The sequence below is a fragment of the Corallococcus sp. AS-1-6 genome, from assembly GCF_020037015.1.
In the GTDB taxonomy this organism is placed as follows: domain Bacteria; phylum Myxococcota; class Myxococcia; order Myxococcales; family Myxococcaceae; genus Corallococcus.
Genome location: NZ_JAIQDE010000003.1, coordinates 172,585 through 190,245, shown reverse-complemented (window position 1 = coordinate 190,245; position 17,661 = coordinate 172,585). Strand labels below are relative to the sequence as shown.

Below are 17,661 nucleotides of genomic sequence, written 5' to 3'. Positions count from 1 at the left end.
ATCAGGCCTGCGCGCCCAGCCGCCTGCCGCGAAGCTCCGCCAGCGTGCGCGCGTCCAGCAGCACCGCGGACTTCTCCTGCGGGGACAGCGGCTCCACCCCGCCCGCCAGCAGCTTGCGCCGGGCGGAGGCCAGCGCCGCGGGGACGCTCGCCGCCGGGTGGGACTCCAGCAGCGCCAGGTGCAGCGCGTGCGCGCGGGGGTCCGTCAGCACGTGGTCCAGCGCGTCATCCACCGGCTCCATCCCCTCCTCCGCCAGCTCCTGCGCGCGCACCAGCACGGTGGGAGGCTCGACCTCCTCCGGGATGAGGAGCAGGCCCTGCTTCTGCAGCCACAGGCCCAGCGACGCGCGGGAGGTGAAGACGGAGATGGCCGGGGACAGCCACAGCCCCACGATGACCGGCGACAGCCACGCCAGCATCCCCGGCGCCACCGCGACCGTCAGCGCCGCGAGCACCCCGCCCATCACCATGTGCCACTGGTGCCGGCGCAGCGCCTCCGACCAGGGCAGGTCGGTGTCCTCGCGCTGCTGGCTGGACCAGTTGACCTTGTAGCCAAACAGCGTCCCGAACACGAAGTGGGACTGGAAGAGCATCATCACCGGCGCCATCAGCGTGGACACCCCGCCCTCCAGCAACACGCTCAGCACCAGCTTGAAGCGGCCGCCCATCCGCGCGGCCTCCACGCGGTCCGCGAGCAGCAGGCCCAGGCCCATCAGCCGGGGGACCCACAGGAGCGCCAGCGACAGCGCCATCAGCCGCAGCGCGCCCACGGTGTCGAACGCGTCTCCGCCGGGCAGCGTGGACTGGAACGTCACCAGGGTCGCGGGAGAGAAGAACCACTCGTGCAGCGCGGCGAACAGGCCCGCCACCAGGAAGATGAGCCACAGGGGCGACGCCACGTAGGACATCACGCCCATGAGGAAGTGCATCCGGCTCATCGGGTGCAGGCCGCCCGCCATCACCAGCCCCAGGTGCTGGAGGTTGCCCTGGCACCAGCGGCGGTCGCGCTGCGCGTACGCGAGCAGGTCCGGCGGCGGCTGCTCGTAGCTGCCGCCCAGCTCCGGCACCAGCCACACCGTGTAGCCGGCGCGGCGCATCAGCGCGGCCTCCACGAAGTCGTGGCTGAGGATGTGGCCGCCGAAGGGCTGCTGGCCCGGCAGCACCGGCAGGCCACAGTGCTCGATGAAGGGCGCCATGCGCAGGATGGCGTTGTGGCCCCAGTAGTTGGAGTCCCCCAACTGCCACGCCGCCGCGCCCGCGGCCACGATGGGGCCATAGACGCGCCCGGCGAACTGCTGCAGCCGCGCGAACAGCGTGGAGCGCCCCACGTTCTGCGGCGGCACCTGGAGGATGCCCGCGCCCGGGTTCAGCTCCATCAGCCGGGCCATCTTCACCACGCTGTCGCCCGCCATCAGGCTGTCCGCGTCCAGCACCAGCAGGAAGTCGTAGCGGCGGCCCCAGCGCTCGCAGAACTCCGCCAGGTTGCCCGCCTTCTTGGCCGTGTTGTCGGAGCGGCGGCGGTAGAAGATGCGCCCCTGCCCGCCCACCCGGCGGCACAGCTCCGACCACGCCAGCTCCTCCGCCACCCACGACTCCGCCCGCGTGGAGTCGCTCAGCACGTAGAAGTCGAACGCGTCCAACTGCCCCGTCGCGGCGATGGACTCATACGTGGCCTGCACGTGCGCGAACACGGCGGCCGGGTCCTCGTTGTAGACGGGCATCACCACCGCGGTGCGGCGCGTGAGCGGCCCTGCGGCCTCCTCTTCCGTGGGCCAGCGCAGCCCCGGCACCCTCTGCCGGGCCACCAGGTGGATGAAGCCCGCGACGCCGCTCCAGAACGACAGGGCGATCCACGCGAAGCACACCGCGAACAGCCCCAGCACGAACAGCTCCGGCACCGTGGTGCCGTGGGCCGCGAGCAGCCGGTGCATCTCCACGCAGGCGAACCCCGTGGACAGGGCCGCCAGGCCCAGCACCATCACGCGGCGCGGGCGCGCCAGGGCCGGAGTGTAGGGTTGGGCGTTCATGCGGACTCCGGGCTCCCGTGCGGCTTCGCTGTGTGTGAGGGGCCGCGCCTAGCGCGACGGCGACACGCCCGCCTGGCTGGCGGCGGGACGCAGCCAGCGGCGCAGCATGTCCATGAAGGGATTGAGCACGAGCACCTGCTCGCGCATCTGGCAGGGCACCTCCGCCGGGGCGGACATGGGCACTGCTTCACACACCGCGCGGCGCCACGCGTCCGGCAGCGAGGACGGAGCGCGCATCAGCACGTCCGCGCCCCAGCGCGCGCCGCCCACCAGCACGAACGCGGCCCGGCCGCGCCCCAGCAGCGCCGGCCCCACGTGCGAGGGCCCCAGCACCTCCGCGAGCCAGCCCTCCACCCGCCACCGCGCGAGCGCCAGCGCGGCCTCCGGCGACAGGGACATTTCGCGCGTGCCCAGGACCCAGCCCGAGAGCTTCTCCAGGTCGTCGCGGCTGGTGAAGCCGAAGTCCTGGAAGAAGCTCACCAGCGCGGCGCGGGTGTCCGCGCGGGCCTCCAGGGGCATCGCCGGAGCGAAGGAGATGAACGGGTGCGTGGTCACGGAATCCACAGGTAGCTCCAGGTCTCGGTGAGGGTCTCGGAACCGCGTTTCAGGAAGCAGCGCAGCTCGACGGGGCCTTCTCCGTCGGGCATGAGCTCGAAGGCCGCGCGGAAGCCACCGGTGACGGCGTGGACCTCCGCGCGCGGGTGCAGCACCTGGCCGCGAGAAGCGGTGACGACCGCCTCCACCGGGCCCGTGCCCTCCGTGCTGGCCTTCGTGAAGTCGAGGACGAAGCGGCGCGCCCCCGGCTTGCTGCCCGCCGCGACACGCGTCGCCGCGACGGTGGAACCTCCGGCCTTCACGCCCTCGGGGGAGAAGCCCCAGGACAGCCGGTAGGAGAAGCGAAGCTGTGCACCCGCCTGCACCGGTGCATCCGGCACCCAGAAGGCCACGATGTTGTCGTGGATCTCCTCGCGGGTGGGCAGCTCCACGAGCCGCACGGAGCCCGCGCCCCAGTCGCCCACCGGCTCCACCCAGGCGCCCGGACGACGCTCGGAGTGCGCCTCCAGGTCCTCGTAGCTGGTGAACGCCTGGTCGCGCTGCAACAGGCCGAAGCCCGCCAGCCCGTCCGTGTGGAAGCTGCTCACCTGGATCTGCTTCGGGTTCTTCAGGGGGCGCCACAGCTTCTCGCCGTTCTTCATCCACACGGAGATGCCGTCGGAGTCGTGCACCTCCGGGCGGAAGTCGTCGAAGTCGCCCCGGTCGTTCTCCCCGAAGAGGAACATGCTGGTGAGCGGCGCCACGCCCAACTGACGCACCGGCTTGCGCACGAACACCGTGGAGTCCACGTCCATCACGGTCCGCTCACCCGGGCGGATGGCGAAGCGGTACGCGCCCGTGACGCTGGGGCTGTCCATCAGCGCGTGCACCACCACCGTGTCCGAGCCCGGGGCCGGCGTCTCCAGCCAGAACTCGCGGAACGTGGGGAACTCCTCGCCCCCCGGCTGCGCCGTGTCGATGGCGAGCCCGCGCGCGGACAGGCCGTACAGGTTGCCCTTGCCCAGCGCGCGGAAGTAGCTGGCGCCCAGGAAGACCACCAGCTCGTCGTAGTAGTCCTTCGTGTTGAGCGGCGCGTTGAGGCGGAAGCCCGCGAAGCCGTTCACCTTGCCCTTGGGCGGATGGTCCACCAGGGGGCCGTAGGTGAACTGATCCGTGGAGAACGGCACCGGGCGCGCCTTGCCGCCCTCCACCACGTTCACGCCCACCGGACGGGTGTAATAAAAACCGGGGTGGAAGAACTGCGCCCGGAACGGCAGCCCCTCTTCACGCCACAGCGACGAGGCGTCGCGGAAGCGGATGTCCCGGTACTGATCGTAGGTGAGCTTCTCGAAGGACGGCGGCACGCCGATGGGCGGCTCCTGGTACGGCTTCGCGGCCAGCGCGCGGGCCTTCTCCTCCACCGTCCGGACGGAGAACCCGGAGGCCTTCGCCGTCCCCGCCTTCGGCTGCTGGGCACACGCCAGCGCCGCCACGCACAGCCCCAACCCCCAGGCCATCCCCACCGTCTGTCGCTGCCACCGCTTCAAGTCCCGCTCCTCACCAGGGGCCACCGCCCGCGCCAGTACGGCGCGACGCGGCAAAGGCTAGCAACGGTCATGCCAGTCGGCAGGGGCTGGGGAATTTCCCAATCATTCCAAGGACCTGCCCACGGCAGGCGCCAAGCCATTACTTGCTGCTCCAATGATTCCAGCGGCTTGAGAGGGCGCTGGGAGAGGGGGCTGGCGGCGCCTGGACTGGGGGGTTGTGGACGATGGGGACAGGCGGCCAACAGCCCTGTCCGAAATCTCCACAGCGGCGGGGGGCAGGCGGGCGGGGAGGATTTCCCGGGACATTGCCGCCCGTTGCAGGCAGTGTGGCCCGCGCCCTGGGCGGCACCGGGAATCGTCCCGGAGGCCCAGGGGTTCCAAGACGTTCGCAGGTGCCTCGGGCCGTTGATTGGCCTGACCGCGTACCGCCAGGCGCCCCCGCAATACCGCGGGAGGGCGCGCTGCGCGGTCGGTCCCCCGCCGGAGGGGGAGTGCGCCGACCCTTCACATGCGGGATTTCATGACTTTCGACGAACTGCAGTTGACCGATTCGCTCCTCAAGGCCGTCAAGGCGGAGGGCTACACCACGCCGACGCCCATCCAGGCGAAGGCGATTCCCCATGCCCTGGCGGGCAAGGACGTGCTGGGCGTGGCCCAGACGGGCACGGGGAAGACGGCGGCGTTCGCGCTGCCCATCCTCCAGCGGCTGTCGGCGAAGGCGCCCGCGGGCGGCGCGCGTCCGGTGCGCTGCCTGGTGCTGACGCCCACGCGCGAGCTGGCCAGCCAGGTGAGCGACAGCTTCGTCACCTACGGCAAGAACCTGCCCCTGCGCCACGCGGTGGTGTTCGGCGGCGTGGGCCAGAACCCGCAGGTCCAGGCGCTGCGCCAGGGCGTGGACATCCTGGTGGCGACGCCGGGGCGCCTGCTGGATCTCATCGACCAGGGGTTCGTGACCCTGCGCGCGCTGGAAGTGTTCGTGCTGGACGAGGCGGACCGCATGCTGGACATGGGGTTCATCCACGACGTGCGGCGGGTCATCAAGGTGCTGCCGCCGGTGCGCCAGACGCTGTTCTTCAGCGCGACGCTGCCGCCGGACATCATGGACCTGGCGCGCAACATCCTGAAGGAGCCGGTGCGCGTGGAGGTGACGCCCGCGTCCAGCACCGCGGACACCGTGAGCCAGCAGGTGTACTTCGTGGAGCGCGAGGAGAAGCGCGCGCTGCTCACGCACCTGCTCCAGGACGCGAAGGCGATCCCTCGCGCGCTGGTGTTCACGCGCACGAAGCACGGCGCCAACCGCGTGGCCAAGCAGCTCACGGCGGCGGGCGTGCGCGCGGACGCCATCCACGGCAACAAGAGCCAGAACGCCCGCGAGCGCGCGCTGGACGAGTTCCGCGCCGGCACCCTGCGGGTGCTGGTGGCCACGGACATCGCGGCGCGCGGCATCGACATCGACGGGCTGTCGCACGTGTTCAACTACGACCTGCCCAACGTGCCGGAGCAGTACGTGCACCGCATCGGCCGCACGGGCCGCGCGGGCGCCAGCGGCCAGGCCGTGTCCTTCTGCGACTCCGAGGAGCGCGCGTACCTGCGCGACATCGAGCGCACCATCCGCCGCAGCGTGCCGGTGGTGGCGGACGCCGCGTTCCGCTCGCACCTGCCCCCTCCCCTGCCCGGTGACGTGGAGGAGAGCCGTCCTCCGATGAACCGGGGTGGCCGGGGCCAGTCGCGCGGCGGTGGCGGCGGCGGTGGGGGTCAGCGCCGGGGTGGCGGGCAGCGCCGCGGCGGTGGCGGTGGCGGTGGCCAGTCGCGTCAGGCCAGCGGTGGTGGCAACGGACAGGCGCCGCGCGGCGGTGGCCAGGGCCGTTCGCAGCAGGCCCGGCCGGCGGTGGCTTCGCCCGCGGCCGCGGGGCCGAGCTCGCCTCCGCCCCGGCGCACGATGTCCAAGTGGGGCTGAGCCCCCGTCCCGGGTAGGGCGTGAGCACCGCGCCGTTTCCGGGTGAGCAGGGATGGATGGAGTTCAAGACGCCCGGGTCCTCTCGCGAGGGTCCGGGCGTTCGACTGTCCGGGGTATGGCGGCGGGGGGCGGGCTCGCGCCCTGGCGGATGGGGCGTGGTAGCGTGGCGCCGTGTTTCACGGTGGTGCCTCGCACCCCTTTTGTCATCAGGACACGCCTCTTCCATGACGCGCTCGGCTGACGGTGAGCTGCACATCGATTCGGTCCTCCGGAATACCTACAAAGTCGTCTCCGTGTTGGGGCGGGGCGGCATGGGTTCGGTGTTCCTGGCCCAGCACCTGCGGCTTCCGGGCAAGCAGGTCGCGGTGAAGGTGCTGCGGGTGGGCGACCACGTGGGGCCGGACCTCCACGTGCGCTTCCGGCGGGAGGCGGAGATCGCCTCGCGGCTGGGGCACCCGAACATCGTGGAGGTGCTGGACTTCGACACCCTGGAGGACGGCAGTCCGTTCCTGGTGCTGGAGTACCTGCGCGGGGAGAGCCTCGCGGACCGGCTGCGGCGCGGGCGGCTGTCGTTGGAGGAGGTGTTCTCCTTCACGCGGCAGATGGGGTCGGCGCTGCAGACGGCGCACCGTGCGGGCGTGGTGCACCGCGACCTGAAGCCCGCGAACATCTTCCTGGTGCCCACGGACTCCGGCGGCGTGGTGGGCGAGCGGGTGAAGCTGCTCGACTTCGGCATCTCCAAGGTCATGTCGTCGGAGACGCTGCAGACGCAGGAGGCGGTGCTCATCGGCACGCCGCAGTACATGTCGCCGGAGCAGGCGCAGGGGCAGAACAGCCGCATCGACGCGCGGACGGACCTGTTCGCGCTGGGCGGCATCGTGTTCGAGATGATCTCCGGGATGACGCCCTTTGGGGGCGGGTCGCTCGCGCAGATCATCTACCGCGTGGTGCACGAGCCGCCGGTGTCGCTGGCCACGCTGATGCCGGACCTGCCGCCGAACGTCGCGAACGCGGTGGCGCGGGCGCTGGAGAAGAAGCCGGAGAATCGTCATCCGGACGTGGCGTCGTTCATCGCGGAGCTCACGGGGACGCAGCTCCAGTCGCTGCCGGAGACCGAGGAGCAGATCGCGGCCCGGACCTTCGGGCGCGCGAAGCGTCCCTCCGGTGTCGCCCTCCCCTCCGTGGCGCCGACCGACGAGGAGGCGATGGGCGCCACGATGGCGCCCGCGAACAAGGGGCCGGGGACGGGCCGCTTCGGAGCGGATGCGTTGGCGGTGTCGGAAGACATCGGCTTCGACGCGACGATGGCGCCACGGGCGAGCGGCACGGTCCCGTACGGACAGCAGCCGCAGGTGGCCGGCGGCACGATGGGCTTCGGCGCCACGCAGATGCCCGGGAGCGGCATGGGGAGCTCGGGCGTGGCCCTGCCGGCGCCCGGCGCGCCCGTGCAGCCGCCAGCCAGCTACAGCGGCCAGCAGGTCCCGCAGGGCTACGGCACGGGCCAGCACGGCGCTCCGGGCAGCATGGGCGGCCAGCAGGCCGTCCCGGGGAGCTACGGCGGCCAGCAGGTCCCGCAGGGCTACGGCACGGGCCAGCACGGCGCTCCGGGCAGCATGGGTGGCCAGCAGGCCGTCCCGGGGAGCTTCGGTGGCCAGCAGGCCGTGCCAGGCGGTTTCGCGGGCGCCGTCGGCCCCCAGGGCCAGCCGCTCGCTCCGGTGAGCATGACGGGGCAGCCTGGAATGCCGGTGCCCGCCGCGGTCCCGCCACGGTCGCGCGTGCTCCCCATCGCGGGCACCGCCGCGCTGATCCTCGGCGCCGTGGGACTCGGGTGGTGGCTGCGGCCTCCGCCGCCGGTGGCGCCTCCGCCCGTTGCCGTGAACGCGCCCCCGCCGCCCGTTGCCGTGAACGCGCCCCCGCCGCCCGTGGCAGCGCCGCCACCCACCATCGCCCAGGCGCCTCAACCCGCCACTCCCACGCCCCCGAGCGACACGCCCGCGAAGGTCGAGCCACCGGTGCAGCCCACGACCCCAGTGAAGGCGGTCGTCAAGACGGGCGGCAAGGTCCAGGCGCCGGGCATCCCGCTGATGCCCACGGATGACCTCGCGGTCAGCAAGCTGGCGGACGCCCGCGCGGCCGCGGCGAATGATGACTTCGACACCGCGGTCCGCAGGGCCCAGCAGAGCTACGCGGCCCAGAACAACCTGGCGGCGCACCACCTGGCCATCCAGATGCGCTGCCGGACGAAGGATCTCGCGGCCGTCCGCTCGGAAACGGCGAAGATCGACAGGTCGCACCTGACGTCGCGGCTCATCGCCGAATGTCAGAGCCAGGGTATCGACTTGTAGCGTTGAGCAGACACCGCCCGTCCGCGAAACCGCGGACGGGTGAGGGGGATACATCCAACATGAAATGCATCGTCGCCGTGGCCGTGCTGGCCACCCTCCTGGGCACCCTGCCCTCCCTGGCCGCGCCGCCCATTCCCGTGGAAGCCGGCAAGGTGTTCGTGGGCCCGCAGGGAGAACAGGTCGCCGTCGTTCCGCTCGCGCCCCGTGAGCAGAAGAAGTTCCTCCTGCGCGTCCAGGGCACGGGCTCCGCGCTGGACAACCTGGTCCTCCCCTACACGCTGAAGGACTGGAGCAGCCCCAGCACGCTGCGCCACAACTACACGACCCAGTGGCACGGCAAGGACTACTCGCCGCTCATCATCGTGGGCAAGAACGCGGAGCTGCACTTCCCCGGCGGCCCCGGCAACGGCCTCGCCGTCCAGTACGACGAGGCGCGCTCCCAGAAGCTCAAGCCGGAGGAGGTCTACGCCCAGCACCAGCAGCAGACCCAGAGCGGCCAGCTCGCGAAGCTGATGGCCTTCGACCGCAAAGCGGAGGAGACCGTCCACGACACCGCCTACGCCGAAGCGCTCCAGGAGCTGAACACCACCTGCGGCACCTCCATGGCGGGCGCCATCGATTGGAGCACCATCACCGAGCCCGTCCTCAAGGCCCAGAAGATCGCCCGCTACTGCGTCTCTCCCCTCACCGCGCTGAAGGCCCTGTGCGACGTCTCCGAGGAGGCCCGGAGCACCGTGAAGGCCCGCCTGAAGCAGATGGACTGCCGCTTCGGCTCCGCGCTGGAGCCCGCGCTGCAGGGCGACCGCTTCGTGTGGACCACCACCCCGGAGGCGAGCCAGCAGGAGAAGGCCGCCACCCGCTACTTCAAGAAGCACCTCTAGGCCCGCGCACCATGCTCTTCCAACGCATCCTCCCCGTGGCCGTGCTCCTCGCCGCCAGTCCCGCCGCCGCCGTCGAGCCTCCGTGGGGCAAGGCGGAGAACCTGGGCCAGCGCATGCTCCTGGAGGCCACCGCCGTCTGCACCGACGGCCGGGGCCACTACGTCGTCTCCGTGCCCCGCGAGGACACGGACGAGCTGGAGGACCAGCTCTACTACGGCGACGGAAAGACGCTGGTCGTGGTGCCGCGCCCCCGCGCCCGGAACCTCTCCGCCACCACCTTCCTGGATCCGCGCTTCTTCAACCCCAACGGGACCGCCGACTACGACGGCGTGGACCTGCGCGTGCACTCGCAGCTCTCCGTGGACACGAAGGAGCGCACCTGCGCCCTGCGCTGCGGCGAGCGCAAGGTGGCGCTGGAGATGCTCCCCGGCGCCCAGGCGCGGGAGCTCCTGCGCAAGGCCACCTACGTGCCCAACCCGCAGAAGTTCGTCCCCCACGCGCTGCTGCGCGACTCGGAGGGCACCTACTACTACGTCGACAAGGGCTTCACGCCCGCGGAGTCCCGCAACTTCCGCGTGTTCATCGGGCCGCGAGGCGACCTGAAGCCGCAGAAGATGACCAACGTGGTCGCGGACTCCGAGGGGGAGATCTTCACCACCAAGAAGGGCCAACTGCGGCTCGTCATCGACCGCGCGCAGAAGCCCATCTGGATCGAGAAGGCGCGCAAGGAGGTGGAGCTGCGCAACGTCCCCGTGGAGCAGAACCTGCCCCTCATCTACAACGAGCTGGGCGTCTACACGGGCATCCGGCTGGGCACGCCCTGCGACGATCAGTAGCGGGCGGCCCCGCTAGACGCGCACCAGCAGCGCCATCTGGTGCGCGCCAATGCCCAGGCCGACCATCACCAGGTACTTCGTGCGCAGCTCGCGGCGGAACCGCGCCAGCGTCACCGGGATGGACGCGTGCACCATGTTCCCGTACGCCTCGAAGGTGTCCAGGTACTCGCGCGGGCGGATCTCCTGGGCCCAGTGGTCCATCAGCTTGCGCGTGGCCTGGTGGGAGATGAGCGTCACGTCCTCGCGCGCCACGCCGTGCTTCGCGAGCAGCCGCTCCACCAGCCGGGGCGGCCCGTTCATCCCCGAGTTCAGGAACGCCTTCACGCCCGATGTGGGGGCGATGCCATAGGTCGGGTACGCGAGGCCGGACTCCGGACGCGGGCCCATCATCATCGCGCCGTATTCGTCGCTGAAGGTGTCCGCGCCCCAGTCCACCAGCGTGAGCCCCTCGCCCGCGCCCACCACCACCGCGCCCGCTCCGTCGCCAATGCCAATGGCGTGGCCCTGCGTGTAGTCCACGTTGCGCGTCCACGCGGAGCCCACCGCCACCAGCGCGTGCCGGAGGCTGCCCGCGCGCAGGGCCTCCCAGGCCAGCACCACGCCCATCAGGAAGTTGGCGAAGTCCGCGTTCACCGGCACCACCAGCGTGCCCTGGGACAGGCCCAGCTCCCGGTGCACCGCGTACAGCTCGTTCGGCGCGATGAACTCCGACACCGACACGTAGCCGTACAGCCGCTCCACGTCCGAGGCCGTCAGCCCCGCGTCCTGGAGCGCGGCGGCGCCCGCCTTCGCGGTGAGCGAGGCCAGGGACTCGCCCGGGCCCAGCACCCGGCGCTCGCGGTTGCCGTAGAAGAGCGCGTGCTCCCCGCCACTCCCGGCGGCGCGGCGCAGCGGCTCGAACAGCGGGTCGTCGTTGCCGCGGACCTGCTCGGGGACCGCGGCGCCGACACCCAGGAGCGCGAAGGTCGCGGCGGTCATGGGGGCTACTTCCCGTCCGACGCCACCGCGGCGAAGCGGTCGCCGTACGGAGGGACCTCGCGGTAGTCGATGTGCGCGACGATGACCTGCGGCTGGCCGGTCTCGTTCGCGCGGCGGAGCACCTCCGGCAGCAGCGCGTCCAACTGGCCGGGGGCGTTCACCGTGTAGGCGCGCGCGCCCAGCGACTCGGAGAAGGCCTTCAGGTCCGGGTTGCCCAGACCGTAGAAGTCGTCCTCCAGCGGCACCGAGCGGTCCTGCACGTGCTCGCCGTGGTTCACCATGCCCAGGAAGTTGTCGTTGAGGACGAGGGTCACCGTGCCCACGCGGTAGCGCGACGCGGTGAGCATCTCCGTGCCGTTCATCAGGAACGCGCCGTCACCCACGATGGCCACCGCGGAGCGGTCCGGCCGGCCCACCTTGCCGCCGATGACGGCGCCGCAGGACCAGCCCATGGACGACAGGCCGCACGGGTAGAAGATGCGCGCGGGGGGCGTGATGTGCAGCAGGTGCGACGTCCAACCCGTGCAGTTGCCCATGTCGATGTACAGGTCCATGTCCGGGCTCAGGTGCTTGTCGAGCTCCGCCATCAGGTCCTGCGGCTTCACCGAGTCCCGGGCCTGCGGGGCGCGCACGGCGGGCGCGGGCTCCGTCAGCGCCATCACCTGCGCCCAGCGCTCCTGCACGCGCGCGCCGCTGGACGGGCCAATCATCTGCCCCAGCTCCGCCAGGCCCGTCATCACCGAGCCCACGTCCGCCACGATGGGCAGCCGCACCGGCAGGAACTGGCCGATGTTGGAGGCGTTCACGTCCACCTGGATGACGTGGTGCACGGCCTGGAAGTAGCGGTGGAAGCTGCGGGAGGCCCACTCACCCAGGCGGCTGCCCAGCACCAGCATCACGTCCACGCCGTCGCGCAGGTACGCCTCCGCGCGCTTGCTGCCGGCCAGGCCCAGCACGCCCAGCGACAGCGCCTCGCGCTCGGAGAACAGCCCCTTGCCGCGCATGCTGGTGGCCACCGGGATGCCGTGCTGGGTGACGAACGCGGTGAACGCCTCGGCGTGCTCCGACATCGCCTCGCGCGCGCCCGAGCCCAGGAAGATGAGCGGGCGGCGCGCGGTGCGCAGCAGCGTGAAGGCAGCGCGCAGGTCCTCGAAGGGCGCGGTCGCCGGACGGGCGCGGAAGGCGCCGCGCGTGGTGGGGACGGAGGCGCGGTGGATGGGCTGGCGCGCGATGTTCGCCGGCACGCTGAGGTGCGCGGCGCCGCCCGGCAGGCCCTGCGCCGTGCGCATGGAGCGCGCCAGCAGCCGCTGGAAGCTCTGCGCGTCCGGAACGATGGTCGAGCTGGCGCACGCCTGGCGGAACACCTCCACCGTGTTCACGCCGTGGGTGCTGCTGCTCTCCTGGATGGCCATCAGGCCCACGCGGTCCGTGGCCACGTTGCCGCTGATGGCCAGCATGGGCACGCCGTCCAGATGCGCGGAGGCCACGCCCGTCAGCGCGTTGGTCGCGCCCGGGCCCGCCGTCACCATGCACACGCCCAGCTTGCCGGTGGCGCGCGCGTAGCCGTCCGCCATGAACGCCGCGCCGCCCTCGTGCGACGCGATGATGAAGCGCATGGAGCGGTGCTTGCGCAGCGCCTGCTGGAACGGGGCGATGTTGCCGCCCGGGACGCCGAACACCGCGTCCACCTCCTCCGCCTCCAGGTGCGCGATCACGCAGTCGGCGACCGTCAGGTCCTCCACCGTCTTGAAGCCCCGCGCATTCACGTCCCCGTACATCGGGATCGGATCGCCGTGACGGGCCTCCAGCGCGTTCGCCTTCCCCGCGGCCTCGGTACGCAGCGCCTCGACGGGCACCTCGTTCCGCAGCGGGTTCGAAGTGGCGGCCTGGAGCTCAGCGAGCGAGGAGTTGGACATTGAAGGACGTCTCCAAGGCCCCGGAACCCGTGAGGTTCGACGCTGCGACCGCGTCGTTTCGCTGCCACCGAGTCCGGGGGGACCTCGATGTCTGTGACAGTGTTGCGGGTGTGCTGGAAAACTGCATCCCCTTAATAGCGGAGAAGCGAGCGACTGTGAAGTAAAATCAGTGGAAAGTTCGCCTGACGCTGGATTCTCAGACTCCGTGACGACTACCACGTTTACCGAGGGACGTCTTCATCTTCACGGGGAGGACGGGGCTCGCGCGCGTACGCAGGTGAGGCGGGAGTGGATCCACGCACGTGCTGACTGGGGTAGGCTCACGGGCACGCTGCCATCCGCCCGGATTCGCACGGGAGTGGCGCGCGCACCGCAATCAACGTGGGGGTTGTCATGGCTGAGAATCTGCGGACGGAGTACGGGTACCGGATCAATGCGCCGGGCTACATCACCCCTGCCGAGGCCAAGGTCTGGTTCGAGGACCTTCGCGCCAAGGTGGCGCTGAAGCGCGGGCGGCCCTTCGGGCTGATGGTGGACATCCGCAGCCAGAAGGCGAACCCGCCGGAGACCCAGGAGATCATCAAGCAGGCGATGGGCTGGCTCCGGCAGAACGGCATGGTGCGCTCGGCGGTGGTGCTCGACAGCACCGTGGCCCGCCTGATGATGGTGCGCATGGCCAAGCAGAGCGGCGTGTACGAGTGGGAGCGCTACATCGACGCGTCGAAGGACACGGACTGGGAGCACAAGGCGATCGACTGGATCACGAACGCCACCGAGCCCTCGAAGGAAGAGGACGCCGCGGCCTGAGGTCCGTCCCCGGGTGATGGCGGTGGCAGCCTCCCGTTGAGTGAGGCCCACCGCCTCCCCTGCCCCTTCGCGGGCACTGTTCCCCCTCTACCTGCCAGGTCCTGTCCGTGATTCCCGGGTCCCCGCGGACGCCAGGCTGGTTGAGGGCGGTCCTGCTCCTGCTCGCCGGAGTCCTGGGGCTGCGCTGCGCCGCCCCGTCACCGCCGCGTGGCGCCGCGCGGGCCGGCAGCGCCCTGTCAGCGGTTTCCTCCCCTGCCCCCACGGCGAAGGTGTTGCGGGTGCGCGTGTACGCGGACGTGGACCACCGTGCGCGGAGCCTCCACTGGGAGCGGGGCGTCGCCGGGTGGCTCCAGCGCGCGAGCGGGTCCGTGCGCGGCCCCCTGGGCGTCACGTTCGAGCTGGAGTCCACGCGGGCGTGGGAGCGGCGCGGCTCGGACGGTCCGCTGGAGCCGGTGCTGGCTGCGCTGGAGGAGGTGGACGCGGGCGAGGACGTGGACCTCGTCGTGGGCCTGGTGGCGGCGCCCGCGACGTTCAGCGGCGCGCAGCACGAGCTGGGCTTCGCGCGCGTGCTGGGACGGCACTGCGTGCTGCGCGGCCTGGGCGGAGAGCTGCCGGTGGAGGCGCGGCAGCGGCTGGAGGTGGCGGTCCTGCTGCACGAGTGGGCCCACACCCTGGGCGCGCCGCACGTGCGCGACGGACGGGGGTGGATGTCCCCGAAGTACGACGCGGGCCAGACGGGGTTCGACGCGCGGACGCTCGCGCTGCTGGGCGCGGGGCTGAGGCACCTGCCCGGCGCCCGCGTGGAGCTGGAGGCGCAGAAGGCCTGGGCCCGGGAGCTGCGCGCGGCGGTGGAGGCGATGACGGGCCCGGCGTGGGAAGGGCCCGAGCGGGACTTCCTCCTGGAATGGACGGAGCGGGTGCGCGCCTCCGGGGTCGTGCTGGGGCCGGAGGGGACGCCCCGCTCGCTGGCGCCGCTGGAGCGGCAGCGGCTGGCGGAGGTCATCGCCCTGGAGAAGGCGGGCCGGCCGGACGTGGCCGCGGAGGCCCTGGAGCCGCTGGCCGTGCGGCACCCCCAGGACGAACGCGTGCAGTTGCTGGCGTGCTACCTCGCCGTGCACCTCACCCCGGGACTGGACGCCACGCGGGAGCGCTGCGAGCGGGCCATCGCGCGGTTTCCCCGCGAGCCCTCCCTGCGCATGAACGTCGCGCTGCTCCACCTGCACGCGGGCCGCTTCGACGAGGCCCGCGACAGCCTGGTGGCGGCGAGGACGAACCTGGAGGCCCGGGCGGACGTGGAGCCCGCGCAGTGGGCGGACCTGGCGGCGCTCTTCCTCCGCGCCCACTGCGTGACGTGGGCGGAGGAGACCGCGGCGCGCGCGCGAGGGCTGGCGGCCTCCGAGGCCGTGCTGGAACAGGCGGCCCGTCTTCGAAGACAGGTGGCGCTGCCGGCCCTGTCGGATGGGGGCACGTCCGTCGTCGAGCCCGCGCGCGAAGGAGCCCTGGTGCGCGCGGTGTCCGACGTCGAGGCGCTGCTGCATGCCGGCTCCTCGGGGCCCGCGCGCGAGCGCATCGCCGCGCTGGCGCGGGCGTATCCGGCGAGCCCCTCCGTCACGCTCCTGCAATGCGAGCTGCACCTGCTCCAGGGGCGCCTGGGCTCCGCGCGCACCGCCTGCGAGCGGGTGCTCGCGGTCCGGGAGGACGCGGTGCAGGCCCACCTGCTGCTCGCCGTGCTGGCGACGAACACCCGTGCGCATGGGTGCGCGCGCAAGCACCTGGAGCGGGTCATCGCCCTGGAGCCCTCGCGCACGGAGGCGTGGCACCTGCTCGCGCGCGAGTACCGGGGCACGCGCCAACTGAAGACGCTCCAGGCCCGCTACCGCGAACAGTTCGCGCGCGACCTGCCGTGAGGCGCGGGCCTACGTCGCGACGGACGCGCGCCAGGCGTCCTCGAGCAGCGCGAACAGCATGATGTCGTTGAACCCGCCCCCGTTCCCGTCGGCCTGGTAGCCGCGCATCACGCCCTCCTGCTGGAAGCCCGCGCGCGTCAGCGCCTTGGACGACGCGCTGTTGCGCGCGTTCACCATGCCCTCGATGCGGTGGAGGTTCAGGTGCTCGAAGCCGAAGCGGATCAGCGCGGGCAGGATGACCGTCATCACGCCCTGCCCCCACAGCGCGCGCGCCACCATGTAGCCCACCTCCGCGCGGCGGTCCTTCTGGCTCCAGTTGAAGAGGGTCAGGTAGCCCTGGGGCGTCGGGTCGTCTCCCTTCGACAGCACCCAGCGGATGCCCTTGCCCTGGCGCATCGCCTCCAGGTCACCGGTCAGCTTCTGGTGCAGCGTCTCCCGGAGCACGGGCACGGTGAAGTTGAGGCTCCGCGCCACCTCCGGATGGGAGTACAGCGCGATGACGCCGTCCATGTCCTCGGGGGTGAAGACGCGCACCCGGTACGGCGCGGGAACGGCGGGCAGCGGCAGCGTGACGTAGGAGGACATGGACATGCGGTGCGGGCCCCGTGCGGTAGGGACAGGAGCACCCTACCGGGTGGACGCCATCCCCGCCATGGCGCTGGCGTGTTCACGCCTCCCTCCGCGGGCCTCCGGCGCCCTACTCCGCGCGCATCGCCTCCACCGGGTCCAGCCGCGCCGCGCGCGACGCCGGGTAGATGCCGAAGACGAGCCCCACGCCACAGCTCATCCCCAGCGACAGCGCCACGGCCCACGCGGGCACGCTCATGGGGAACAGCAGCACCCACTTGCCCAGGAAGACGAACCCGAAGCCCAGCCCCAGCCCCAGCACCCCGCCCACGAGCGACAGCATCACCGCCTCCGTGGCGAACTGGCCCAGGATGCGGCGGCGGCGCGCGCCCAGCGCCTTGCGGATGCCAATCTCCCGCGTCCGCTCCGTCACCGACATCAGCATGATGTTCAGGATGCCGATGCCGCCCACCACCAGCGACAGCAGGCACACGCCCACGCCCGCGAACGCGATGACCTGGGACAGCTCGTTGAAGGACGCCGTCATGGACTCGTTGGTGTGCACCTCGAAGTCGTTCGGCTCCTGCGGCGTCAGGCCCCGGCGGCGGCGCATCAGGTTCACCACCTCGTCCTGCGCCTTCTGGAAGGACGCCCCGTCACGCGCCTGGATGTCGATCTCCACCGAGCGGTTCTTCCCGTAGAACTGCTGGAACGCGCGCATGGGCACGATGGCCTGGTTGTCCTGGCTGGCCATCCCCATGACGCTGCCGCGCTTCTGCAGCACGCCAATCACCTGGAACGGCCGGCCCTGAAGCCGCACCTCGGAGCCCACCGGGTTCATGCCCGGGAAGAGCGTGTCCGCCAGGTCCACGCCAATGACCATCACCGGGCGGCCGTCCAACGTCTCCGTCTCGTTGAAGAAGCGGCCGGTGGACACGACGACGCCGCTCGTCTCCAGGTACGTGGGCTCCGTGCCCAGGACGCTCACCGAAGGGGGCGTCTCCCGGAACGCCGTGGTCAGCTTCTTGCCCCACTCCTGGGCCGTGGGCGTGGCCGCCCCCACCGACGGACAGGACTCCACGATGGCGCGCACGTCGTCGCCGAGCAGGTCCTTGCGCTTGGCGTACTTCGCCCAGTTGATGCGGCCGAAGCCGGTGGGCCACTTCGTCACCTCGAAGGTGTGCGCGCCCAGGCTGCCCAGGTTCTTGTTCACCTGTTCGCGCAGTCCTTCAATCAGGGCCATCATCGTGATGACGGTGGCCACGCCGATGACGATGCCCACCAGCGTCAAGAGCGAGCGCAGCGGGTTGCCCAGGAACGTGCCGAGCGCCAGCCGCAGGTTGTCCAGGAAGGCCCGCAT

The 17,661-nt window shown here is 71.7% G+C and carries 13 protein-coding genes; 6 read left to right on the top strand and 7 right to left on the bottom strand.

The window, feature by feature from the left end:
- Position 1 precedes the first annotated feature (1 nt).
- Genes mdoH through K8612_RS06205 form a run of 3 tightly spaced genes read right to left on the bottom strand, consistent with a single transcriptional unit; the run spans position 2 to position 4,077 of the window.
- On the bottom strand, positions 2–2,026 hold the full coding sequence (gene mdoH, locus K8612_RS06215; RefSeq protein ID WP_223761586.1) for a glucans biosynthesis glucosyltransferase MdoH: 2,025 nt from the start codon (positions 2,024–2,026) through the stop codon (positions 2–4).
- Between the two features lie 48 nt (positions 2,027–2,074).
- Entirely contained in the window at positions 2,075–2,590 is a 516-nt protein-coding gene (locus K8612_RS06210; RefSeq protein ID WP_223761585.1) for a hypothetical protein, read from the bottom strand.
- On the bottom strand, positions 2,578–4,077 hold the full coding sequence (locus K8612_RS06205; RefSeq protein ID WP_373692085.1) for a glucan biosynthesis protein: 1,500 nt from the start codon (positions 4,075–4,077) through the stop codon (positions 2,578–2,580). Before K8612_RS06205 ends, K8612_RS06210 begins: the two co-directional genes overlap by 13 nt.
- A 550-nt stretch (positions 4,078–4,627) precedes the next feature.
- On the opposite strand from K8612_RS06205, the gene K8612_RS06200 reads away from it, so the two are divergent.
- The 4 genes from K8612_RS06200 to K8612_RS06185 all read left to right on the top strand — a co-directional run bounded on the left by K8612_RS06200 (position 4,628) and on the right by K8612_RS06185 (position 10,126).
- Entirely contained in the window at positions 4,628–6,064 is a 1,437-nt protein-coding gene (locus K8612_RS06200; RefSeq protein ID WP_223740357.1) for a DEAD/DEAH box helicase, read from the top strand.
- Positions 6,065–6,288: 224 nt separating this feature from the next.
- Positions 6,289–8,409: a serine/threonine protein kinase gene (locus tag K8612_RS06195; protein ID WP_223761583.1), complete on the top strand. Its 2,121-nt coding sequence runs from the start codon at positions 6,289–6,291 to the stop codon at positions 8,407–8,409.
- 59 nt (positions 8,410–8,468) lie between these two features.
- Positions 8,469–9,290: a hypothetical protein gene (locus K8612_RS06190; RefSeq protein ID WP_223761582.1), complete on the top strand. Its 822-nt coding sequence runs from the start codon at positions 8,469–8,471 to the stop codon at positions 9,288–9,290.
- Between the two features lie 11 nt (positions 9,291–9,301).
- Positions 9,302–10,126: a hypothetical protein gene (locus K8612_RS06185; RefSeq protein ID WP_223761581.1), complete on the top strand. Its 825-nt coding sequence runs from the start codon at positions 9,302–9,304 to the stop codon at positions 10,124–10,126.
- Between the two features lie 12 nt (positions 10,127–10,138).
- On the opposite strand, the gene K8612_RS06180 is transcribed toward K8612_RS06185, so the two are convergent.
- Positions 10,139–11,104: a 3-oxoacyl-[acyl-carrier-protein] synthase III C-terminal domain-containing protein gene (locus K8612_RS06180; protein WP_223761580.1), complete on the bottom strand. Its 966-nt coding sequence runs from the start codon at positions 11,102–11,104 to the stop codon at positions 10,139–10,141.
- Between the two features lie 5 nt (positions 11,105–11,109).
- Positions 11,110–13,020: a thiamine pyrophosphate-binding protein gene (locus K8612_RS06175; RefSeq protein WP_223761579.1), complete on the bottom strand. Its 1,911-nt coding sequence runs from the start codon at positions 13,018–13,020 to the stop codon at positions 11,110–11,112.
- 393 nt (positions 13,021–13,413) lie between these two features.
- On the opposite strand from K8612_RS06175, the gene K8612_RS06170 reads away from it, so the two are divergent.
- Positions 13,414–13,827, top strand: coding sequence for a hypothetical protein (locus tag K8612_RS06170; protein ID WP_223740363.1), 414 nt, complete (start codon positions 13,414–13,416; stop codon positions 13,825–13,827).
- A 140-nt stretch (positions 13,828–13,967) separates the two neighbouring features.
- Positions 13,968–15,734: a hypothetical protein gene (locus tag K8612_RS06165; protein WP_223761578.1), complete on the top strand. Its 1,767-nt coding sequence runs from the start codon at positions 13,968–13,970 to the stop codon at positions 15,732–15,734.
- A gap of 9 nt (positions 15,735–15,743) precedes the next feature.
- On the opposite strand, the gene K8612_RS06160 is transcribed toward K8612_RS06165, so the two are convergent.
- Positions 15,744–16,325 carry a GNAT family N-acetyltransferase gene (locus K8612_RS06160; RefSeq protein ID WP_223761577.1) on the bottom strand — a complete coding sequence of 194 codons (582 nt, stop codon included), beginning with the start codon at positions 16,323–16,325 and terminating at the stop codon, positions 15,744–15,746.
- 106 nt (positions 16,326–16,431) lie between these two features.
- Positions 16,432–17,661 (bottom strand): ABC transporter permease, encoded by a 1,230-nt coding sequence (locus tag K8612_RS06155; protein WP_223740367.1) that lies wholly within the window; start codon positions 17,659–17,661, stop codon positions 16,432–16,434.